Below are 20,383 nucleotides of genomic sequence, written 5' to 3'. Positions count from 1 at the left end.
GGGTTGCCCGAGAGGTACGACGCAGGGCGCTTTGGGGCAAGCACAAAGAAACGAAACGGGAACAGAGCGCCGGCCTGTCGATCGCGCACGGGCAATTGCCCGCGCGCGGTTGCCCGGCGCCCCGGACGCCCCATCTTCTGGCGGGGCCGCGCTGTCCCGGCCTCCACCATTTCCCAGGGAGATTCTGATGTCCGGCACCGTTCTCTTCACCGGCACCGCCACCGCCATCGGCGGGCGCAACGGCCATTCCCAGACCAGCGACGGCTCGGTCTCCGTCGATCTCGGCATGCCCAAGAACGGCGTGCTCGAACCCGGCATGACCACGCCCGAGCACCTGTTCGCCACCGGCTATGCCGCCTGCTTCGGCTCCGCCGTCGAGGCGGTCGGCCACCAGAAGAAGCTGGACGTCACCGGCGCCGCCGTCACCGTCGCGGTGTCGCTGGTGAAGGGCGATGACGGCTTCAGCCTCGCCGCCAAGCTCTCGCTCAAGGCCCCGACACTCACCGCCGAGCAGACCCAGGAGGTGCTGGAGGCGGCGCATCAGATGTGCCCCTACTCCAAGGCGACGCGCGGCAATATCCCGGTCGAGCTCAGCGTGGCGTAAGAGGCGTCGAAAGAACGACGTCGCCAAACTGAGGCGTCATTCCGGACGGCCATAGGCCGATCCGGGATCGCTTGCCGTCCCGATCCCGGCTCTCGCCACGCTCGGCCGGGATGACGATCGGGGCGGCCCCGAACAGCGTCGTCCCCGGGCCGTGCCCGGGGATCAACGACTTTGATGTGCGACAACTAAGAACGTGGATGGCCGGGTCCAGCCCGGCCATGACGTTGTTGGCGGTGGTGCCGGCGCTATGGGCGCGCCGGCCTCTCCTCACGCCGAGCGGCGCAGTTCGCCGGCGTCGCCGCGCGCCACAAGGTCGCCAAGGCTCGGCAGCTCGACCGGCGCCCCCGTCGGGCTGACCAGGCCGCGCGCGCCGGTGAGCGCGCCGGGCGTCAGCTCCAGCCCGAGGAAGCGGTTGCGGTCGAACGCGCCCGGCAGCCACAGGCCCTGCGTCAGCCCCACCTCGAAGCCGAAGCGGGCGTAATAGGGCGCGTCCCCGACCAGCAGGATGGCGCCGTGGCCGAGCCGGGTCGCCTCGCAGATCGCCGTAGTCATCAGCGCGCCGCCGAGCCCGCGGTCGCGGAACCACGGGTGCACGGCGAGCGGGCCGAGCAGCAGCGCCGGCCGGCCGGGGCCGGCCGCGACATGCCACAGGCGCAGCGTGGCGACCACGCGCCCGTCCGGCCCATGGGACGCGAAGGCGAGCCCTTCGGCGGGCTTGCGGCCTTCGCGCAGGCGCTCGCTGGTCTTGGCGAGGCGCGCGGCGCGGCCGAAGGCGAGATCGAGCAGCGCCTCGCGCTGGGCGATGTCGGCTTCGGTTTCCAGCGAGATGGCGGGTGCGGCGGTGGCGAGCGAAAAGGTGGACATTGACGGCCTCCAACACCCGGGATCGCCGGGTAAAGAGGGACAGGGAATTGTGAAAGCTCAGGGCCCGGCCATGAGGCGAGGAAGCGGGCGCGGCCCGCTCAGATCACATAGGATCGCAGCGGGTCGAAGCCGTTGAACGCCACCGCCGAATAGGTGGTGGTGTAGGCGCCGGTCGCCTCGATGAGCACCTTGTCGCCGATGGCGAGCGACACCGGCAGCATCACCGGAGTCTTCTCGTAGAGCACGTCGGCCGAATCGCAGGTCGGGCCGGCCAGCACGCAGGGCTCCACCGCGTCGCCGTCGCGCGGCGTCACGATCGGGTAGCGGATCGCCTCTTCCATCGTCTCGGCGAGGCCGCCGAACTTGCCGATGTCGAGATAGACCCAGCGCACCGAATCGGTAGCCGACTTCTTCGAGATCAGCACCACCTCGGCCTCGATCAGGCCGGCGGCGCCGACCATGCCGCGGCCCGGCTCGATGATGGTCTGTGGGATGGCGTTGCCGAAGTGCCGCGACAGGGCGCGGAAGATCGCCTCGCCATAGGCCTCGGCCGCCGGCACGTCCTGCAGGTACTTGGCCGGGAAGCCGCCGCCGAGATTGACCAGGCTCAGCGAGAAGCCGCGCTCGGCACATTCGCGGAAGATCGCCGAAGCGGAGGCCAGCGCCGAATCCCAGGCTTCGACGTTCTTCTGCTGCGAACCGACATGGAACGACACGCCATAGGCGCGCAGGCCCAGCCGGTGGGCGTGCTCCAGCACGTCGACCGCCATGTCCGGCTCGCAGCCGAACTTGCGCGACAGCGGCCATTCGGCGCCGGCGCCGTCGCACAGGATGCGGCAGAACACCTTGGAGCCGGCGGCGACGCGGGCGACCTTCTCGACTTCCTCGGTGCAGTCGACCGCGAACAGCCGCACGCCAAGCTGATGGGCGCGGGCGATGTCGCGCTCCTTCTTGATGGTGTTGCCGAAGGAGATGCGGTCGGCGGTGGCGCCGGCGGCGAGCGCCATCTGGATCTCGGCCACCGAGGCGCAATCGAAGCACGAGCCGAGCTGGGCCAGCGCCGAAAGCACCGCCGCGTCCGGGTTGGCCTTCACCGCGTAGAACACGCGGGTGTCCGGCAGCGCCCGGGAGAAGGCGGCATAATTGGCGCGCACCACGTCGAGATCCACGACGACGCAGGGACCGTCTTCACGGCGGGTACGCAGAAATTCACGGATACGGTCAGTCATGGCAAATCCCACAGACCCGAAGCTTCGACCCAGATGAAGCGAACATCTGGATGCGAACACTCGCCCGCGGCGCCAATGGGCCGCGTTGATGGCGAGAATGCGCATCCGTTCGCCGACCGCACGGCATTTGCCGATTGGCCGTATGGAAAGGAGCCGTGGCATCAAATCGCTCGCCGAGCGCATGTGGAGAGCGCCAGCGTCGTCCGATGCCTTCGCTTGGTACGGGAGACCCGACCGCACGCCCGGCAAGATGTAGTGCCTCTTCAGTTTCCCGACCTTTGGAGGGCCGACAGAGACTAAAAAAGCCCGTACGTCGTTGCTTCAAGTCACGTTCCCCGCTGAGAGCGAGGTGCGCCGGTTTCGCCTCCGGCTACCGATCTGACTGGCGATTTTCCGGCCTCTTGTCCGGACTTCCGCCGATCGGCACGCGACCACAGGCACGTGCGAATGTTGGGCAAGGCGGGATGTATGGATTTACGCTGTCATTTGCAAGCGGGTGGTGCGGAATTTTTGTCGTTTACGCCGGATTCAGGCAGCACGATACCCGCAGCCGGCGTGCATATCCGACATAGCCGGCAAAGCTTGACCCGGCCGGCGTTCCGACGCGCAAGGACTCCGCCGGTCGCGGCCGCCGGCGGGGCGATGTCAGCCCTCGACGAAGGGCTCGATCGACTTCGCCTTCTTCACGAAGCGGTAGATGCCGTAGATGGCGAGCAGGGCGAAGATGGCCTCGAAGATCAGCTCCCACACCCAGCTGGCCTGGAACAGGGCGGCGAGGGCCCAGCCGGCGGCGAGGCCGGCCCCGATGAGCTCGGCACCCAGCAGAATGGCGGCGCTGCCCACCGTGCTGACATTGTCCCAGCGAATGCGTCGGCCCGTGCTCATCTCGTCCCAATCCGTCTACTTCGGCGGGGCGCAAACTGCTATGCCCGGCGGCGCGGGTCAAGCTGCCGGCCGCCGGCGGCCCTGCGGGGAGTACGAAATGGCTCACGATCGGCTTCACGAGAGCGCGCGCGCCGGTGCCGGCATGGTCGCCACCCCCCACAGACACGCCACCGAAGCGGGCCGCGCCGTGCTGGAGGAAGGCGGCAATGCGGTGGAGGCGGCGCTGGCCGCCGCCGCGACCCTGGCCGTGGTCTGCCCGCATCTGAGCCAGCTCGGCGGCGACGGCGTCTGGCTGATCCGCGACCCCGCCGGGCGCGTCGCCTGCATCGACGCCGCCGGGCCGGCGGGCGCCGGGGCGACGCCGGCCTTCTACCGCGAACGGGGCCATGACGAGATTCCTTCGCGCGGCGCGCTCGCGGCATTGACCGTGCCGGGTCAGGTCGGCGGCTGGAGGCTGGCGCAGGAGGCCGCCCACGCCTATGGCGGCAAGATGCCGATGCGCCGGCTGCTCGAATCGGCGATCGAGCAGGCGCGGGCCGGCATCACCGTCTCGCCCGCGCAGCACCGCGCCAGCCTTGCGACCCACGCCGCGCTCGGTGAGATCCCCGGCTTCCGCGACGCCTTCCTGGAGCCCGACGGCAAGGTGCCGGCCGTGGGCACGGTGACGCCCTGCGAGCGGCTTGCCGACACGCTGGCGCAGCTCGCCGGGGCCGGGCTCGACGATTTCTACCGCGGCGATGTCGGCCGCGAGATCGCCGCCGATCTGGCGCGCGCCGGCAGCCCGGTGACGCGGGCGGACCTCGCCGCCTACCGCGCCGCGACCCGCTCGCCGCTGACGCTGAAGCTGCCGGAGATGACGCTGTGGTCGGCGCCCCCGCCGGCGCAGGGGCTGGCGACGCTGATGACCCTCGCGCTGTTCGCCCGTCTCGGCGTCGCCCGGCCGGAGGGCTTCGCCCATGTCCACGGGCTGGTCGAGGCCACCAAGCGCGCCTTCCACGCCCGCGACCTGCTGGTAACCGAGCGCGACCTGCTCGCCCGCGACCCCGCCGATTTTCTCGCCCCGCAGGCGCTCGCACGCGAGGCGGCGGCGATCGACCCGCGCCGCGCCGCGCCCTCAAAGCACCGGGTGGCGCCGGGCGGGGCGGTGTGGTTCGGCGCGGCGGACCGGAGCGGGCTGATGGTCTCCTGCGTCCAGTCGCTCGGCGCGGTGTTCGGCGCCGGCCTCGTGCTGCCGGCGACCGGGGTGCTGATGCACGCCCGCGGCGGCGCCTTCTCGCTCAACCCGCGCGCCACCGGCGCGGGCGCCACAACAAGCCCGCTCGCCCCCGGCCGCCGGCCGCCGCACACGCCGGCCCCCGGCCTCGCCGAACTGCCGGACGGGCGCGTCATCGCCTATGGCGCGACGGGTGGAGACGGCCAGCCGCAGGCCGAAGCGGCGGTGATGAGCCGCTACGCCCTGTTCGGAGGGCCGCTGGGCGAGGCGATCGCCGCCCCGCGCTGGCGGCTGGGAGGCGGCACCCGCCCCGGGACGGCGGGCCTCGACCTGGAAGAGGGGCTCGACGGCGCCGTGGCCGAGCAACTCGCCTCGGCCGGTCACGAAGTCGAGATCGCCGCCGCGCCCTTTGCCGACGAAATGGGGCATGCCGGGGCCGTGGTCCTGCATCCGGGCAGGGGCGGGCTGGAAGGCGCGCACGACCCGCGCGCGGAGGGCGCCGCGGGCGGCGTGTAGGGCGCGCGGGGCGGCGGACTTCATCGAAAGGTCACAACAACATGCGAGAGGCGCGATCATGGATGTGATTCTGACCAATGCCCGCCTGGTACTCGAAGACCGCGTCATCGACGGCACGCTGGTGCATGCGGACGGGCGCATCCGCGCGATCGACGAGGGCCGCTCGCATCTTCCCGCCGCGCTCGACTGCGAGGGCGCCTATCTCGCCCCCGGCCTGATCGACCTGCACACCGACGCGCTGGAAGGCCATTTCGTGCCGCGCCCCAAGGTGATCTGGCCGGATGCGCGCGCCGCCGCGCTGGCGCATGACGCGCAGATGGCCTCCTCGGGCGTCACCACCGTCTATGACGCGATCTGCGCCGGCGGCTTCGACCAGGCCAAGGCGGACCGCCGCGCGCTGTACGAGATCATGCTCGACGCGGTCGATTCGGGCGTCGCGCGCGGCCTGTTCCGCGTCGATCACCGCATCCATCTGCGCTGCGAACTGACCGACCGCACCCTGCCCGAACTGGTCGACGCCGCGCTGGGGCGCCCGACGCTGGCGCTGGCCTCGCTGATGGACCACACGCCCGGCACCCGGCAGTGGCGCAATGTCGAGCACCTGAAGGTCTATCTCACCGGCATCGGCAAGAGCGGCGGCGACATCGACGCCGAGGTGGCCGACCGCATCGAACGGGCGCGCGGCGCGGTGGCCGGAAATTTCCAGCGCATGGTCGCGCTGTTCGCCTCCTCCGGCCTCGTGCTGGCGAGCCATGACGACACCACCCCCGACCATGTCGACGAGGCGGTGGCGGCCGGCTGCACCGTCTCCGAATTCCCGACCACGATGGAAGCCGCCCGCGCCGCCCGCGACAGGGGCCTCGCCACCATCGGCGGCGCGCCGAACGTGGTGCGCGGCGGCTCCCATGCCGGCGGCGTGTCGATGCGCGATCTCGCGCGCGAGGGGCTGCTCGACGCCCTCGCCTCGGACTATGTGCCGGCCAGCCTGCTGCAGGCGGCGCTGGCGCTGACCCGTACCGCCGGGCTGTCTGTGCCCGACGCGCTCGCCCTCGTCACCGCCGCGCCGGCCCGGCTCGCCCGGCTGGAGGATCGCGGCCGGCTGGCGCAAGGGCTGCGGGCCGATCTCGTGCGATTCCGCCTCGCCGACGACACCCCCCGGGTCGACGAGGTGTTCCTCGCCGGCCGGCGCGTCTTCTGAAGGCCATGCCCATGTCTGCACTGACGATGTCTGCCCCGACGATGTCCGCCAGGCTCGGCCCCTCTATGCCCGCCGCCGTTCCCGACGACCACGCGCGGCGACCGGAAACCGCCGTACCGCAGGCCGGTGCGGTCGGATCGGGCCCGCAGAGGGCGGCCACGCCGCGCTATGCGGTGTATTTCGCCCCCCCGGCGCAGAGCCCGCTCTGGCGCTTCGGCTCCGCCGCGCTCGCCTATGACGCGGAGGCCGGCGCCGAGTGCGCGCCGCTGCCGCTGCACCGTTTCGACGCCGCCCGCTGGCGCGAGATCACCGCCGAGCCGCGCCGCTACGGCTTTCACGGCACGCTGAAGGCGCCGTTTCGCCTCGCCCCGGGCCGCACCGAGGCGGAGCTGCGCGCCTGCTGCGCCCGCTTCGCGCAGAACCGCGCCGGCTTCGCCTGCCCGGGGGTGACGCTGGCCAGCATCGGGCGCTTCCTCGCCCTGCGGCTCGCCGTGCCGAGCGCGGCGCTGGACCGCCTCGCCGCCGGCACGGTGGCGGCCTTCGACGATTTTCGCGCGGCGATGACCGAATCGGAGCGCGAGAAGCGCCTGCGCGCTCCGCTGACCCCGCGCCAGCAGGAATATCTGGGGCGCTGGGGCTACCCCTATGTGCTGGACGATTTCCGCTTCCACATGACGCTCACCGGCTCGCTCGACGACGAGGAGCGGGCGCTCGCCGAGGCGGAGCTGGCCGAGCATTTCGCCGCCAGCGGCGCCGACGGGCCGCTGATCGTGCGCGAGATCGCGCTCTACCGGCAGGAGGCCGGCCCGTTCCGGCTGATCGCCCGCTTCCCCTTCGGCAGCTGAGGCGGAACGTCCCATGGCCGGCAGGCTCGGCCCGGCGCCGACCATCGACGAGACCGCCCGGGTGGTCCGCTCCAGCCTCGGCCGTTACACCGAGGTGGGGCCGCGCACCCAGCTCCTGGAGGTCGAACTCGACGATTATTCCTACGTCGTCAACGATTCCGATATCGCCTACACGCGGATCGGCAAGTTCACCTCGATCGCCGCCATGACCCGGATCAACCCGGGCAACCACCCGATGCAGCGGGCGAGCCAATCGCATTTCACCTACCGCGCCTCGGCCTATTTCGACGATGCCGAGGACGAGGCCGGCTTCTTCGCCTGGCGCCGTGCGCAGGGCGTGACCATCGGCCACGATGCGTGGATCGGCCACGGCGCCATCATCCTGCCCGGCCGCGCCGTCGGCGACGGGGCGGTGATCGCCGCCGGCGCGGTGGTGACCAAGGACGTCGCGCCCTACAGCATCGTCGCCGGCGTGCCGGCCCGGCCGGTGCGCGAGCGCTTCCCGCCCGCCATCGCCGGACGCCTGCAGGCGCTGGCCTGGTGGGACTGGGAGCATGCGCGGCTGCGCGCCGCGCTGGAGGATTTTCGCGCGCTGCCGGTCGAGGCGTTTCTGGAGACGCACGGCGGGTAGGGGCGCATGGGGGGTAGGGGCGCATGGCCGCCCTCCCTCCCGCGCTCGCCCTTGCGCCGGTCCCGCTGCCCGGCTACGCCTTGGCGCCGGAATCGGGGAGGACGCGATGGCCGCCAGCGCATTGGATGTCGACGAAGTGCTCGCCCGCCGCCGGCTGCGCCGCAAGCTCGCCTTCTGGCGGGTCCTGACGCTGCTGGTGGTGCTGCTCGGCGGGCTCGGCGCCTTCGCCTGGTGGAGCGACGGCGCGCTGCTGCCGCGCGCCTCCGCCCATGTCGCCCGAGTCACCATCGGCGGCATCATCCGCAACGAGCGCGAGCGGATCGAGATGCTGGAGGCGATCGGCCGTTCCGGCGCCAGGGCGGTGGTCCTGTCCATCGACAGCCCCGGCGGCACGGTAGTGGGCTCGGCCGCGCTCTATGACGCGCTGCGCCGCCTCGCCGCCAAGAAGCCGATCGTCGCGGTGGTGGGCGGCATGGCCGCCTCCGGCGCCTATATCGCCGCCATGGGCGCCGACCACATCGTGGCGCCGCGCAACGCGCTGGTCGGTTCGATCGGCGTCATCTTCCAGTTCCCCAATTTCTCCGAGCTGATGAAGAGCGTCGGCATCTCCTATGAGGAGATCAAGTCGAGCCCGCTCAAGGCGGCGCCCAACATGTTCGACCCGCCGACCGAGGAGGCCCGCGCCGCGGTGCGCTCGCTGGTCGAGGACAGCTATGACTGGTTCAAGGGGCTCGTCGCCGAGCGCCGGCTGCTGGACGGCGACAAGCTGGCCTTCGCCGCCGACGGGCGGGTCTTCACCGGCCATCAGGCGCTGCCGCTGCGGCTGATCGACGAGATCGGCGACGAGCGCACCGGCCGCGACTGGCTGGAGCGCGAGCGCGGCGTCGACCGGGATCTTCCCGTACGCGACTGGCACACCAGCCGCGCCGGCGACGAATTCGGCTGGCTCCGCGGTATGTCGATAAAGCTCATGTCGTTGATCGGGCTTGAAGATCTGGGGCGGATCGTGGCAGATGCGGCCGGCGGGGCCGCCACGCAGGCCCGCCTTGACGGTCTTCTGGCCCTCTGGCACCCTCGCGGAGGCTAGACGGGGCCAACAGCTTCCAAAATATCAATTTTTTTGGAGTACCGACGAGCCGAACAAAAAAGGGGCCGGGGCGTCGATGATCAAGTCCGAACTGGTGCAGCGGATCGCTGAAGCCAATCCGCATCTCTATCAGCGCGATGTAGAGAACATCGTGAACGCGATACTCGACGAGATCGTCGCGGCGCTGGCGCGTGGCGACCGCGTCGAACTGCGCGGCTTCGGCGCCTTCTCGGTGAAGGCGCGCCCGGCGCGCACCGGCCGCAACCCGCGCACCGGCGCGCATGTGGATGTCGACGGCAAGGCCGTGCCCTATTTCAAGACGGGCAAGGAAATGCGCGAACGCCTGAATGATGGCGTCGATCTGGAATGAGCCGCCCGAGGGAGTTGTCGTGCTGCGTCGTCTGCTGCTGATCCTCATCGTCCTGCCGGTCTCGGTGGGTCTCGTCATGCTCGCCGTGGCCAACCGCCATTCGGTGCCGCTGTTCGTCGATCCGCTGTCCGGCCCCGAGGGCGCCTCGCTCGATGTGCCGCTGTTCCTCGTCGTGTTCGCGGCGATGATCGCCGGCGTCGTGCTGGGCGGGGTGGCGGCGTGGCTGAGCCAGGGCCGCTACCGCAAGGCCGCCCGCCAATCGGCGCGCGAGGCGCGCTCCGCCCATGCCGAGGTCGAGGAACTGCGCGCCGCCACCCGTGAGCCATCGACCCGGCCGGCGCTGGCGCATCGTCGCGACGCGGCCTGAACATGCCCGACCTCCGCTTCGTCTCGTCCGGCGAGATCGCCGGCCTGCTGTCCTTTCCCGCGCTGATCGACGCCATCGAGGCCGCGTTCCGCCGCTCCATCACCGTGCCGGTGCGCCATCACCACGCGCTGCCGCGCCCCGATGGCGAGGCGACGCTGCTGCTGATGCCGGCCTGGACCGGCGAGGGCAGCGAGGCCGACATGCTCGGCACCAAGCTGGTGACGGTGTTTCCCGGCAATGGCGCCCGCGGCATCGAGAGCATCACCGGCCTCTACATCCTCAATTCCGGCGCCACCGGCGAGCCGCTGGCGGTGATGGACGCGCGCGCCCTCACCGTGTGGCGCACCGCCGCCGCCTCGGCGCTCGCCGCCCGCTATCTCGCCCGCGCGGATGCCAGCAGGCTGGCGCTGATCGGCGCCGGCGCGCTGGCGCCCCATCTCGCCCGCGCCCATGCCAGCGTGCGGCCGATCCGCTCCATCGCGATCTGGAACCGGACGCTGGCGAAGGCCGAGGCGCTGGCGCAGACGCTGCGCGCGGTAGGCTTCGACGCGCGGGCCGAGGTCGACCGGGGCGCCGCCATCGCCGGCGCCGACATCATCAGCTCCGCCACGCTCTCGCCGCAGCCCCTCGTCGAGGGGCTCTATCTCAGCCCCGGCCAGCATGTGGACCTGGTCGGCGGCTTCACGCCCACCATGCGCGAGGCCGACGACGAGGCGATCCGCCGCTCGCGGGTCTATGTCGACACCCGCGCCGGCGCCGGCAAGGAGGCGGGCGACATCGTCATCCCGCTGGCGAGCGGGCTGCTGACGCCGCAGGACATCCACGGCGACCTGTTCGAGCTGACCGCCGGCACCGCCCAGGGGCGCGGCAGCGACCAGGAGATCACCCTGTTCAAATCGGTCGGCACCGCGATCGAGGACCTCGCCGCCGCCGAGCTGGTGTGGAAGGCGCTGAAAGGCTGACGTAGCTCGCTCTGCCCTGAGGAGAGAGTGAAAGGTTCTCTTAATGCCCCGGCTTGCCCTGCGCCTTCACCCGCGCGGCGTCGAGCCGCTCGATGATCGCCTTGGCGACCAGGGTGACCAGCGCCACCAGGGTCAGCAGCGTCGCCACCGCGAAAGCGGCCACCGCGTTATTGTCCTGGTAGAGCAGCTCGATCTGCAGCGGCAGGGTGTTGGTCTGGCCGCGGATGTTGCCGGAGACGATCGACACCGCGCCGAACTCGCCCATCACCCGCGCATTGCACAGGGCGGCGCCATAGAGCAGGGCGAAGCGCACATTGGGCAGGGTGACGAGGCGCAATATGCGCCAGCCCCCCGCCCCCAGCGTCACCGCCGCCTCTTCCTCCTCCGACCCTTGAGCGATCATCAGCGGGATCAGCTCGCGGGCGACGAAGGGGGCGGTGACGAACAGGCTGGCGAGGATGATCGCCGGCACCGCGAACATGATCTTGATGTCGTGCTCGGCCAGCCACGGCCCGAGCAGCCCCTGCCCGCCATAGACGAACAGATAGGCCACGCCGGCGATGATCGGCGAGATCGAGAACGGCAGTTCCACCAGCGCCACCAGGAGGTTGCGGCCGGGAAAGCGGAACTTCGCGATGCACCAGGCGGCAGCGATGCCGAAGCCGACATTGATCGGCACCACGATCAGCGCGGTGAAGACGGTGAGGCCGATGGCGTATCGGGTGTCCGGCGCGGCGAAGGAGGCGGCATAGGCGGCCGCGCCCTGCCGGAAGGCCTCGGCGAAGATCGCCAGCAGCGGCGCCACCAGCACCAGCGCGGTGACCAGCAGCACGCTGCCGATCAGCACGGCACGCGCCAGCGGCCCGTCGCCGACGCGGATGCGGCGGGGGGAATGGGCTGAGGGGGAGGGCAGGGAGTCGCCGGGAAGCGGTTCGCGGACCATGATGTCAGTCCCCCGTGCCGATGCGACGCTGCTGCCAGAGCTGGATCATGTTGACCAGGAACAGCAGCACGAAGGCGAAGCCGAGCAGCGTCGCGGCAATGGCGGCGGCGGCCGGGTAGTCATATTCCTCGATGCGGATGAAGGTGAGCAACGACACCACCTCGGTCTTCAGCGGCAAATTGCCGGCGATGAAGATGATGGCGCCGAACTCGCCCAGCGAGCGGGCGAAGCCGAGCGAGGCGCCGGTGAGGAAGGCCGGCAGGATGGCCGGGAAGATGATGCGGGCGAAGACCCGCAGGTCGGAGGCCCCGAGCGTCGCGGCGGCTTCCTCCACATCGGTGGCGAGATCCTCCAGCACCGGCTGCACGGTGCGCACCACGAAGGGGATGGAGGTGAAGGCCATGGCCAGCGCGATGCCGAGCGGGGTGTAGGCGACCTCGATGCCGATCGCCGCCAGCGGCCCGCCGAACCAGCCGTTCTTCGCGAACAGAGCCGAGAGGGCGAGGCCGGCCACGGCGGTGGGCAGGGCGAAGGGCACGTCGACCAGCGCGTCGAGAAAGCGCTTGCCGGGAAACTCGTAGCGCACCAGCACCCAGGCCAGCCCCAGCCCGTAGATGCAGTTGAACACCGTGGCGATGGCCGCGGTCGACAGCGTGACGCGGAAGGCGGCCATGGTGCGCGCCCCGCTCATGATGGCGAGGTAGCGGTCCCAGCCGACATCCAGCGCCTGCCAGACCAGCGCGCCGAGCGGCAGCAGCACGATCAGGCTGAGATAGAGCAGGGTGATGCCGAGCGAGAGCGACAGGCCCGGTATGACGCGGTTCAACGGGCGGCTCCTTCCGTCGGTGGCGCCGTTCGGCACGGGCCGTGAGGGAAACGGCGATGGCCGGGACACGCCCGGCCATGCCGCAATTCAATGCCGATGTCCAGCGCGGGGTAGCCGGCCCGTCATGCCCGACCCCCGGCCGGGCATCCACGACGTCAGCAGGTGAGATGACGTGGATGGCCGGGACCCGCCCGGCCATGACGGTGCTCAGGAAACGCTTCGACCGCGATGGCGGGCGGCGCTTCACCGCTCACTGGGCGACGAACAGCTCGTCGAGCTTGCCGCCGGAGGCGAAATGTACCTTCTGGGCGTTGGCCCAGCCGCCGAACACGTCCTCGACCTTGACGAGGCGCACCGGGGCGAACTTGGCCTTGAACTCCTCGGCCACCTTGGGGTCGACGACGCGGTTGTTCAGCTCGGCGGCGATCTTCTGGCCTTCCGGCGTGTAGAGATAGGAGAGGTAGTCGGTGGCGATCTGGCGCGAGCCGCGCTTGTCGACCACCTTGTCGACCACGGCCACCGGGAATTCGGCGAGCAGGCTCACCTCCGGCACCACGACCTGGAAGTTCTTGTCCTTGTAGGCGTCCTTCACCCCGATCACCTCGGCCTCGAAGGTGATGAGCACGTCGCCCTGCTCGCGCTCCACGAAGGAGGTGGTGGCGCCGCGCCCGCCGGTGTCGAACACCACGACGTTGGAGAGCAGCTTCTTGGCGAATTCGTCGGCCTTGGCGGTGTCGCCGTCGAACTTCTCCAGCGCGAAGGCATAGGCGGCGAGATAGGTGTAGCGCGCATTGCCCGAGGTCTTCGGGTTGGGGAACACCAGCTTCACGTCGTCGCGGACGAGATCGTCCCAGTTCTTCACGTTCTTCGGGTTGCCCTCCCGCACCAGGAAGGCGGGGAACGAGTACCAGGGGGAGGAGGCGTTGGGCAGGCGCTGCTGCCAGTCCTTGGCGACGAAGCCCTTGTCGACCAGGAACTGGATGTCGGTGATCTGGTTGAAGGTCACCACGTCGGCCTCGAGGCCCTCGACGATCGAGCGCGCCTGCTTGGAGGTGCCGGCATGGCTCTGGTTGACCTTGATCTCCTTGCCGGTCTTGGCCTTGTAGGCCGGCTCGAACTGCTTGTTCTCGGCCTCGAACAACTCGCGCGCGATGTCGTAGGAAGCGTTGAGGATCTGGTTCGGCTCGGCGGCGCGGGCCTGGGAGGCGAAGGCGCCAAGGACGAACGGCCCGAGGGCGGCGGCGAGGGTCGAGGTCAGCATCAGGCGGCGCGAGAGGCGCATGGGCAAGCTCCGGGATCGGAAGTGGGCGCGACCGGGGAGGCGGCCGCTATATACGTTATTTGTGAGTGAATTAGATAATTTCACAGTCAAACATGAGTAGCATGCGGAATATCGTGACGGAAGGGGTATTTTCAATCCCGCCCGCGCCCATTCACACGCCGGGCAGGCACCAGCGCCCGCCACGAAGCGCGCACCGGGAAAGGCGCTCCATGTCGCGCCGCTTCAGCGTGGCCTTCGGCGACACCCTCGCCTCGCCGGGCGGTTCCGTGCTAGGTGGCTCTCTTCCAGGAGGCGTCCTTGTCGCTTGAGATCAAAATCTGCGGGCTCAGCACCGCCGAGACGCTGGAAGCGGCACTCGGCGCGGGTGCGGATATGGTGGGCATGGTGTTCTTCGCCCCCTCGCCGCGCCATGTGGACCTCGCCGTCGCCGCCGGCCTCGGCGCGCGGGCGCGCGGGCGTGCCCAGATCGTCGCGCTCACCGTCGATGCCGACGATGCGACGCTGGCCGCGATCGTCGACGCGCTGCGACCCGACATGCTGCAGCTGCACGGCCGCGAAGCCCCGGCGCGCGTCGCCGCGATCAGGGCACGCTTCGGCCTGCCGGTGATGAAGGCGCTCGGCATCGCCACCCAGGACGATCTCGCCGCGCTCCCCGCCTATGAGGCGGTGGCCGACCGGCTGCTGCTCGACGCCAAGCCGCCCCGGGGCGCCGTGCTGCCCGGCGGCAATGGCGTCGCCTTCGACTGGAACCTGCTCGCCGGGCTCGACCTCGCCCGGCCCTACATGCTGTCGGGCGGCCTCGACCCGGAGAATGTCGCCGGCGCGGTGCGGCTCATCCATCCGCCCGGCGTCGACGTATCCTCCGGTGTCGAGCGCGGTCCCGGTATCAAGGACCCCTTCCGCATCGAGGCTTTCCTGCGCGCCGCGCGGGGGGCCGCGAAGGAAGCCGGGGCCTCCCGCCCGAACGGAACTGAACCAGCCGGCAAAACGCCGATGCCGCCTTCACCTGCCAGAGAGACGAGCCCGTCGTGAACGCTCCCAATTCCTTCCGCACCGGCCCAGACGAGACCGGGCATTTCGGCCTTTTCGGCGGACGCTTCGTTGCCGAAACGCTCATGCCGCTGATTCTCGATCTGGAAACCGCCTATGAGGCAGCCAAGGTCGATCCCGCCTACAGGGCGGAGATGGACGCCGGGCTGAAGCATTATGTCGGCCGCCCCAGCCCGCTCTACTACGCCGAGCGGCTGACCGAGCATCTGCGCGCCGGCGCCCCGGCGGGGATGGGCGCCAAGATCTATTTCAAGCGCGAGGAACTGAACCACACCGGCTCGCACAAGGTGAACAACGTCCTCGGCCAGATCCTGCTCGCCCGCCGCATGGGCAAGAAGCGGATCATCGCCGAGACCGGCGCCGGCCAGCACGGCGTCGCCACCGCCACGCTGTGCGCGCGCTACGGGCTGGAATGCGTGGTCTATATGGGCGCTGTCGACGTCGCCCGGCAGGCGCCCAACGTGTTCCGCATGAAGATGCTCGGCGCCAGCGTCGTCCCCGTCCAGTCCGGCTCGAAGACGCTGAAGGACGCGATGAACGAGGCGCTGCGCGACTGGGTGACCAATGTCAGCGACACGTTCTACTGCATCGGCACGGTGGCCGGCCCGCACCCCTACCCGGCGATGGTGCGCGACTTCCAGAGCATCATCGGCACCGAGACCCGCGAGCAGATTCTGGAGATGGAAGGCCGGCTGCCGGACAGCCTGATCGCCTGCATCGGCGGCGGCTCCAACGCCATGGGCCTGTTCCACCCCTTCCTCGACGACCCCGGCGTGAAGATCTTCGGCGTCGAGGCCGCCGGCCACGGCATCCCCACGGGCGAGCACGCCGCCTCGCTCACCGGCGGGCGCCCGGGCGTGCTGCACGGCAACCGCACCTATCTGCTGATGGACGATGACGGCCAGATCGCCGAGGCGCATTCCATCTCCGCCGGCCTCGACTATCCCGGCATCGGGCCGGAGCACTCCTGGCTGCACGACACCGGCCGCGCCACCTACATCTCCGCCACCGACGACGAGGCCCTCGCCGCCTTCCAGCTGGTCGCGAAGCTGGAGGGCATCATCCCGGCACTGGAGCCGGCTCACGCGCTGGCCAAGGTCGCCGACCTCGCCCCGACCTTCCCGGAGGATCACCTGATGGTGGTCAATCTCTCCGGCCGCGGCGACAAGGACATCCCGCAGGTGGCGGACATTCTGGGGACCCGCCTATGAGCACCCGCATCGAGAGCCGCTTCAAGGCCTGCGCCACCGAGGGCCGCGCTGCGCTGGTCACCTTCGTCACCGCCGGCGACCCGGACTACGAGACATCGCTGGCGCTGCTCAGGGCGCTGCCGGCGGCGGGCGCCGACATCATCGAGTTCGGCGTGCCGTTCACCGACCCGATGGCCGACGGCCCGGTGATCCAGGCGGCGGGGTTGCGCGCGCTCAAGGCCGGGCAGACGCTGGCCAGGACGCTGGAGATGGTGCGCGCCTTCCGCGAGGGCGACGACGCCACGCCCATCGTGCTGATGGGCTATTACAACCCGGTCTATATCTATGGCGTCGAGCGTTTTCTCGCCGACGCCAGGGCCGCCGGCGTCGATGGCCTCGTGGTCGTCGACCTGCCGCCGGAAGAGGACAGCGAGTTGTGCCTGCCGGCGCTGGCGGCCGGGCTCGACTTCATCCGCCTCGCCACCCCGACCACCGACGACAGGCGCCTGCCGGCCGTGCTCGCGAACACGGCGGGCTTCGTCTACTATGTCTCGATCACCGGCATTACCGGCGCGGCGACCGCTATCCCCTCGCTCGTCGGCCAGGCGGTGGCGCGGATCAAGCGCCACACGTCGCTGCCGATCGCGGTCGGCTTCGGGGTGAAGACGCCGGAGGGCGCCGCCGCCATCGCCGCCGGCGCCGATGGCGTGGTGGTCGGCTCGGCGCTGATCGACGCGCTGCGCGCCACGCTCGACAGCGAGGACCGGGCGACCCCCGCCACCATCCCCGCCGTCACCGGCCTGGTCGGCAAGCTTGCCGCGGCGGTGCGCGCGGTGCGCCGGCAGGCGGCCGAGTAGGCACCGGACGCGCGCGGCGGGCGGCAGAGAAGCCGCCCCCGCGCCGGATTCGCGCTTGTGCCTTTTCATCGCCCTTCTGCGGCATTAGATGAAGGCGCGGCCGGCGTGGGGAAACCCTTGCGCGGGCCGCCGCCTGCACCTCCGTCCGGAGCCTGACCGTTGAACTGGATCTCGAACGTCGTCCCCAAGCTGAGCTCCTTCCTGAACCGCCGGGAAGTGCCGGAAAACCTGTGGGTGAAGTGCCCCGAGACCGGGCAGATGGTGTTCCACAAGGATCTCGAGGCGAATCTCCACGTCGTCCCGGGCTCCGGCTTCCACATGCGCATGGACCCGGCCACGCGGCTGCGCTCGGTGTTCGACGGCGGCAAATGGTATGACATCGCGCTGCCGGCGGTCGCCATCGACCCGCTGAAGTTCCGCGACGAGAAGCGCTATGTCGACCGGCTCAAGGACGCCCGCACCAAGACCGGGGCGCAGGACGCGGTGAAGGTCGGCTACGGCAAGCTGGAGGGCCTGCCGGTCACCGTGGCGGTGCAGGATTTCGGCTTCATGGGCGGCTCGCTCGGCATGGCGGCGGGCGAGGCCATCGTCACCGGCCTGGAGACCGCCGCCTCGCGGGGCACGCCCTTCATCATGTTCGCCTCTTCCGGCGGCGCGCGCATGCAGGAGGGTATCCTCTCGCTGATGCAGATGCCGCGGACCACCTGCGCCATCCAGGAACTGCGCGAGGCCAGGCTGCCCTACATCGTGGTACTGACCAACCCGACCACCGGCGGCGTCACCGCCTCCTACGCCATGCTGGGCGACATCCAGATCGCCGAGCCGGGCGCGCTGATCGGCTTCGCCGGCCCCCGCGTCATCGAGCAGACCATCCGCGAGAAGCTGCCCGAGGGCTTCCAGCGCGCCGAATATCTGCGCGACCACGGCATGATCGACCTCGTCGTGCACCGCCACGACATGCGCGCCACGCTGGCCCGGCTGTGCCGCCTGCTGATGCGTGCGCCCGCCCCGGCCGTCACCGAGGTGAAGAACGCGCCCGCCAAGGACGCGCCGGCACGGGACGCGACGGGCACGGACACCGCCGGCACGGACGCCGCCGCCAGGGAGACGCCCGCGAATGAGGCCCCGGCCCGGCCGGCCGACGACAAGACCAACGGGGCCCCGGCCCTGCCCGCTGCCGCGCCCCCGAGCGCCTGAGGCCCGCCATGACCGCGCTTCCCGCCGCCGGCCCCGCCCCCGCCGAGGGGCCGCGGCGGCCCGTGGACGACATTTTCGATCGCCTGCTGGCGCTGCACCCCAAGCTGATCGACCTGTCGCTCGACCGGATGTGGCGGCTGCTGGAGCGGCTCGGCCATCCCGAGCACCGCCTGCCGCCGGTGATCCATGTCGCCGGCACCAATGGCAAGGGCTCCACCGTCGCCTTCATGCGGGCGATACTGGAGGCCGCCGGCAGGCGCGTGCATGTCTACACCTCGCCGCATCTGGTGCGCTTCAACGAGCGCATCCGCCTTGCCGGCACGCTGGTCGACGACGCGCGCCTGACCGAGGCGCTGGCCCGCGCCGAACTGGCCAATGACGGCGAGCCGATCACCTTCTTCGAGATCACCACCGCCGCCGCCATGCTGCTGTTCGCGGAGGTTCCGGCCGACATATTGCTGCTGGAGGTCGGGCTCGGCGGGCGGCTCGACGCCACCAACGTCATCGAGACCCCGCTGCTGAGCGTCATCACCCCGGTCTCGGTCGACCATGTCGATTTCCTCGGCGAGACGGTGGCCGAGATCGCCGGCGAGAAGGCCGGCATCCTCAAGCGCGGCGTGCCCGCCGTGCTCGGCCACCAGCCGCGCGAGGCGCTGGCCGCGATCGAGCGGCAGGCGGCGCGTCTCGGCGTGCCGCTGTCGATCATGGGCGAGCACTATCAGGCGCATGAGGAGGGCGGCCGGCTGGTCGTCGCCGACGAAGCCGGGCTGATGGACCTGCCGCGCCCGCGCCTGGTCGGGCCGCACCAGATCGGCAATGCCGGGCTGGCGGTGGAGGCGCTGCGGGTCGCCGATCTCGGCCTGCCGGCCTATGCCTTCGAGGAGGGGATGCGTTCGGCGCAGTGGCCGGCGCGGCTGCAGCGGCTCGGCCCCGGCCCGCTGACCCAGCGGGCGCCGGAAGGCGTCGACATCTGGCTCGATGGCGGCCACAACGCCGCCGGCGGCCAGGCACTCGCCGCCGCGCTGGCCGATCTCGAAGACCGGGTCTCGCGGCCGCTGGTGCTGATCGTCGGCATGCTGGGCTCGAAGGATTCCGGCAGCTTCCTCGCGCCCTTCGCCGGCCTCGCGCGCGAACTCGTGGCGGTGCCGGTGCCCGGCGAGCACAAGGGCCAGCCGCCGGAGGAAGTGGCGGAGGCCGCGCGGGCGCACGGCATCGACGCCTCCGTCGCGCCGAGCGTCGCCGCGGCGCTGGACGGGCTGGCGGCGTTCCCGGTCGGCCCGGCGCCGCGCGTGCTGATCGCCGGCTCGCTCTATCTCGCCGGCGCGGTGCTGGGCGAGAACGGCGCGCTGCCGGACTGAATGGCACCCTCCCCCCCGATGCGGGAGGTGAAAATGCCGGGCTGGAAAAGACGATCCCGGACACGGCCTGTCGACCGTTCCGGGATGACGTCGTCCTGCAGGAAGCGGCAGCCGTCGAGCGCGAGGCTCAGCGCGGCGCCAGCACCATGATCATCTGGCGGCCTTCGAGCGAAGGCTCGGCCTCGACCTTGGCGATCGGCGCCAGCTCTTCCTTGACCTTGTTCATCAGCTTGTAGCCCAGCTCCTGATGCGCCATCTCGCGACCGCGGAAGCGCAGGGTGATCTTCACCTTGTCGCCTTCCTCGAAGAAGCGGTGGATGGACTTCATCTTCACCTCGTAGTCATGGGTGTCGATGCCGGGGCGCAGCTTGATTTCCTTGATCTCGACGACGTGCTGCTTCTTGCGCGCCTCGTTGGCCTTCTTCTGGTTCTGGTACTTGAACCGGCCATAGTCGAGAATCTTGCAAACGGGCGGGGCGGAGTTCGGGGCGATCTCGACGAGATCGAGACCGGCTTCCTGCGCCATCGTGATCGCGTCGCGCGTCAGCACGACGCCGCGGTTCTGCCCGTCCTGGTCGATGAGCTGAACTTCGCGGATGCGGATGTCTTCGTTGACGCGCGGACCGTCCTTCTCCGGCGCGACGGGTCTCATGGGGCGACGAATGGCGTCTTCTCCTCTGCCATTTCAGAATAGTGGCGTTTCCACCGCGCCTCGAAGGGTCGCCGGCCGGCAATTTTCCGCGCGCGTAAAACGGTCGCAGAAGATCGTGACAAACCCGACAGAAGTCAACGGCGTGACAGCGCAGATCGCACGTAATTACGCATGCCAGCGGTGCTTCGACACGCCGACAGCCCGGCACGCTGTTCGCGCGCGGCCCCCGCCTGTAAGCCAAGATGGCGCGGCGGGGC

Annotated in this window: 21 protein-coding genes; 14 read left to right on the top strand and 7 right to left on the bottom strand. The window is 70.5% G+C overall.

Annotated elements, in window-relative coordinates; translation table 11 throughout:
* Window positions 1-187: 187 nt before the first annotated feature.
* On the top strand, window positions 188-604 hold the full coding sequence (locus KHC23_RS02630; RefSeq protein WP_213369209.1) for an Ohr family peroxiredoxin: 417 nt from the start codon (window positions 188-190) through the stop codon (window positions 602-604).
* A 267-nt stretch (window positions 605-871) separates the two neighbouring features.
* Here the strand turns inward: KHC23_RS02630 and KHC23_RS02625 are convergent, their stop codons facing one another.
* The 3 genes from KHC23_RS02625 to KHC23_RS02615 form a co-directional block, all read right to left on the bottom strand.
* Window positions 872-1,468 (bottom strand): GNAT family N-acetyltransferase, encoded by a 597-nt coding sequence (locus tag KHC23_RS02625; protein WP_213369207.1) that lies wholly within the window; start codon window positions 1,466-1,468, stop codon window positions 872-874.
* A 98-nt stretch (window positions 1,469-1,566) separates the two neighbouring features.
* Entirely contained in the window at window positions 1,567-2,697 is a 1,131-nt protein-coding gene (locus tag KHC23_RS02620; RefSeq protein WP_213369205.1) for a type III PLP-dependent enzyme, read from the bottom strand.
* Window positions 2,698-3,342: 645 nt separating this feature from the next.
* Window positions 3,343-3,582 carry a hypothetical protein gene (locus KHC23_RS02615; RefSeq protein WP_213369203.1) on the bottom strand — a complete coding sequence of 80 codons (240 nt, stop codon included), beginning with the start codon at window positions 3,580-3,582 and terminating at the stop codon, window positions 3,343-3,345.
* Between the two features lie 97 nt (window positions 3,583-3,679).
* Here KHC23_RS02615 and KHC23_RS02610 point away from each other — a divergent pair, with 97 nt between their 5' ends.
* The 8 genes from KHC23_RS02610 to lhpI all read left to right on the top strand — a co-directional run bounded on the left by KHC23_RS02610 (window position 3,680) and on the right by lhpI (window position 10,771).
* Window positions 3,680-5,311 (top strand): gamma-glutamyltransferase family protein, encoded by a 1,632-nt coding sequence (locus KHC23_RS02610; RefSeq protein ID WP_213369202.1) that lies wholly within the window; start codon window positions 3,680-3,682, stop codon window positions 5,309-5,311.
* Window positions 5,312-5,369: 58 nt separating this feature from the next.
* Window positions 5,370-6,509, top strand: a complete 1,140-nt coding sequence (locus KHC23_RS02605) for an alpha-D-ribose 1-methylphosphonate 5-triphosphate diphosphatase (RefSeq protein WP_213369200.1) — start codon at window positions 5,370-5,372, stop codon at window positions 6,507-6,509.
* 11 nt (window positions 6,510-6,520) lie between these two features.
* Entirely contained in the window at window positions 6,521-7,354 is an 834-nt protein-coding gene (locus tag KHC23_RS02600; RefSeq protein ID WP_246544098.1) for a DUF1045 domain-containing protein, read from the top strand.
* A gap of 13 nt (window positions 7,355-7,367) precedes the next feature.
* The gene (locus tag KHC23_RS02595) at window positions 7,368-7,985 is read left to right on the top strand and encodes a DapH/DapD/GlmU-related protein (RefSeq protein ID WP_213369198.1); all 618 of its coding nucleotides are present in this window, start codon (window positions 7,368-7,370) and stop codon (window positions 7,983-7,985) included.
* A gap of 106 nt (window positions 7,986-8,091) precedes the next feature.
* On the top strand, window positions 8,092-9,072 hold the full coding sequence (gene sppA, locus KHC23_RS02590) for a signal peptide peptidase SppA (protein ID WP_213369196.1): 981 nt from the start codon (window positions 8,092-8,094) through the stop codon (window positions 9,070-9,072).
* Between the two features lie 76 nt (window positions 9,073-9,148).
* Window positions 9,149-9,442: an integration host factor subunit beta gene (gene ihfB / locus KHC23_RS02585; protein WP_091439795.1), complete on the top strand. Its 294-nt coding sequence runs from the start codon at window positions 9,149-9,151 to the stop codon at window positions 9,440-9,442.
* A complete protein-coding gene (locus tag KHC23_RS02580) occupies window positions 9,420-9,809 on the top strand; it encodes a lipopolysaccharide assembly protein LapA domain-containing protein (RefSeq protein WP_246544096.1) in 390 nt (129 codons plus the stop codon). Before ihfB ends, KHC23_RS02580 begins: the two co-directional genes overlap by 23 nt.
* Window positions 9,810-9,811: 2 nt before the next feature.
* Window positions 9,812-10,771: a bifunctional Delta(1)-pyrroline-2-carboxylate/Delta(1)-piperideine-2-carboxylate reductase gene (gene lhpI, locus KHC23_RS02575; protein WP_213369189.1), complete on the top strand. Its 960-nt coding sequence runs from the start codon at window positions 9,812-9,814 to the stop codon at window positions 10,769-10,771.
* Window positions 10,772-10,811: 40 nt separating this feature from the next.
* Here lhpI and cysW read toward each other — a convergent pair whose 3' ends face one another.
* The 3 genes from cysW to cysP form a co-directional block, all read right to left on the bottom strand.
* Window positions 10,812-11,714 (bottom strand): sulfate ABC transporter permease subunit CysW, encoded by a 903-nt coding sequence (gene cysW, locus KHC23_RS02570; RefSeq protein ID WP_213369187.1) that lies wholly within the window; start codon window positions 11,712-11,714, stop codon window positions 10,812-10,814.
* A gap of 4 nt (window positions 11,715-11,718) precedes the next feature.
* On the bottom strand, window positions 11,719-12,540 hold the full coding sequence (gene cysT, locus KHC23_RS02565) for a sulfate ABC transporter permease subunit CysT (RefSeq protein ID WP_213369185.1): 822 nt from the start codon (window positions 12,538-12,540) through the stop codon (window positions 11,719-11,721).
* Between the two features lie 250 nt (window positions 12,541-12,790).
* On the bottom strand, window positions 12,791-13,822 hold the full coding sequence (gene cysP, locus KHC23_RS02560) for a thiosulfate ABC transporter substrate-binding protein CysP (protein WP_213369183.1): 1,032 nt from the start codon (window positions 13,820-13,822) through the stop codon (window positions 12,791-12,793).
* Window positions 13,823-14,119: 297 nt separating this feature from the next.
* Here cysP and KHC23_RS02555 point away from each other — a divergent pair, with 297 nt between their 5' ends.
* The 5 genes from KHC23_RS02555 to KHC23_RS02535 all read left to right on the top strand — a co-directional run bounded on the left by KHC23_RS02555 (window position 14,120) and on the right by KHC23_RS02535 (window position 19,474).
* Complete coding sequence (locus KHC23_RS02555; protein WP_213369181.1) at window positions 14,120-14,854, top strand: phosphoribosylanthranilate isomerase; 735 nt, start codon at window positions 14,120-14,122, stop codon at window positions 14,852-14,854.
* Entirely contained in the window at window positions 14,851-16,083 is a 1,233-nt protein-coding gene (gene trpB, locus KHC23_RS02550) for a tryptophan synthase subunit beta (protein ID WP_213369179.1), read from the top strand. Before KHC23_RS02555 ends, trpB begins: the two co-directional genes overlap by 4 nt.
* The gene (trpA, locus tag KHC23_RS02545) at window positions 16,080-16,919 is read left to right on the top strand and encodes a tryptophan synthase subunit alpha (RefSeq protein ID WP_213369177.1); all 840 of its coding nucleotides are present in this window, start codon (window positions 16,080-16,082) and stop codon (window positions 16,917-16,919) included. The genes trpB and trpA overlap by 4 nt, the downstream gene beginning before the upstream one ends.
* A gap of 159 nt (window positions 16,920-17,078) precedes the next feature.
* Window positions 17,079-18,116: an acetyl-CoA carboxylase, carboxyltransferase subunit beta gene (gene accD / locus KHC23_RS02540; protein ID WP_213369175.1), complete on the top strand. Its 1,038-nt coding sequence runs from the start codon at window positions 17,079-17,081 to the stop codon at window positions 18,114-18,116.
* 8 nt (window positions 18,117-18,124) lie between these two features.
* Window positions 18,125-19,474 carry a bifunctional folylpolyglutamate synthase/dihydrofolate synthase gene (locus KHC23_RS02535; protein ID WP_213369173.1) on the top strand — a complete coding sequence of 450 codons (1,350 nt, stop codon included), beginning with the start codon at window positions 18,125-18,127 and terminating at the stop codon, window positions 19,472-19,474.
* A 127-nt stretch (window positions 19,475-19,601) separates the two neighbouring features.
* Here KHC23_RS02535 and infC read toward each other — a convergent pair whose 3' ends face one another.
* Window positions 19,602-20,126 (bottom strand): translation initiation factor IF-3, encoded by a 525-nt coding sequence (gene infC / locus KHC23_RS02530; protein WP_213369171.1) that lies wholly within the window; start codon window positions 20,124-20,126, stop codon window positions 19,602-19,604.
* Between the last annotated feature and the right edge of the window lie 257 nt (window positions 20,127-20,383).

The organism is Ancylobacter dichloromethanicus, assembly GCF_018390645.1.
Lineage (GTDB): Bacteria > Pseudomonadota > Alphaproteobacteria > Rhizobiales > Xanthobacteraceae > Ancylobacter > Ancylobacter dichloromethanicus.
This window is presented reverse-complemented; position numbering and strand designations above follow the sequence as displayed.

Bases quoted from the DNA above. Each gene is read 5' to 3' on its own strand.
- KHC23_RS02535 (WP_213369173.1), top strand. From the start codon at position 18,125: ATGACCGCGCTTCCCGCCGCCGGCCCCGCCCCCGCCGAGGGGCCGCGG.
- KHC23_RS02615 (WP_213369203.1), bottom strand. From the start codon at position 3,582: ATGAGCACGGGCCGACGCATTCGCTGGGACAATGTCAGCACGGTGGGC.
- infC (WP_213369171.1), bottom strand. From the start codon at position 20,126: ATGAGACCCGTCGCGCCGGAGAAGGACGGTCCGCGCGTCAACGAAGAC.
- KHC23_RS02625 (WP_213369207.1), bottom strand. From the start codon at position 1,468: ATGTCCACCTTTTCGCTCGCCACCGCCGCACCCGCCATCTCGCTGGAA.
- cysP (WP_213369183.1), bottom strand. From the start codon at position 13,822: ATGCGCCTCTCGCGCCGCCTGATGCTGACCTCGACCCTCGCCGCCGCC.
- cysW (WP_213369187.1), bottom strand. From the start codon at position 11,714: ATGGTCCGCGAACCGCTTCCCGGCGACTCCCTGCCCTCCCCCTCAGCC.
- sppA (WP_213369196.1), top strand. From the start codon at position 8,092: ATGGCCGCCAGCGCATTGGATGTCGACGAAGTGCTCGCCCGCCGCCGG.
- KHC23_RS02580 (WP_246544096.1), top strand. From the start codon at position 9,420: ATGATGGCGTCGATCTGGAATGAGCCGCCCGAGGGAGTTGTCGTGCTG.
- lhpI (WP_213369189.1), top strand. From the start codon at position 9,812: ATGCCCGACCTCCGCTTCGTCTCGTCCGGCGAGATCGCCGGCCTGCTG.
- KHC23_RS02630 (WP_213369209.1), top strand. From the start codon at position 188: ATGTCCGGCACCGTTCTCTTCACCGGCACCGCCACCGCCATCGGCGGG.
- trpA (WP_213369177.1), top strand. From the start codon at position 16,080: ATGAGCACCCGCATCGAGAGCCGCTTCAAGGCCTGCGCCACCGAGGGC.
- KHC23_RS02600 (WP_246544098.1), top strand. From the start codon at position 6,521: ATGTCTGCACTGACGATGTCTGCCCCGACGATGTCCGCCAGGCTCGGC.
- KHC23_RS02595 (WP_213369198.1), top strand. From the start codon at position 7,368: ATGGCCGGCAGGCTCGGCCCGGCGCCGACCATCGACGAGACCGCCCGG.
- KHC23_RS02610 (WP_213369202.1), top strand. From the start codon at position 3,680: ATGGCTCACGATCGGCTTCACGAGAGCGCGCGCGCCGGTGCCGGCATG.
- KHC23_RS02620 (WP_213369205.1), bottom strand. From the start codon at position 2,697: ATGACTGACCGTATCCGTGAATTTCTGCGTACCCGCCGTGAAGACGGT.
- ihfB (WP_091439795.1), top strand. From the start codon at position 9,149: ATGATCAAGTCCGAACTGGTGCAGCGGATCGCTGAAGCCAATCCGCAT.
- KHC23_RS02605 (WP_213369200.1), top strand. From the start codon at position 5,370: ATGGATGTGATTCTGACCAATGCCCGCCTGGTACTCGAAGACCGCGTC.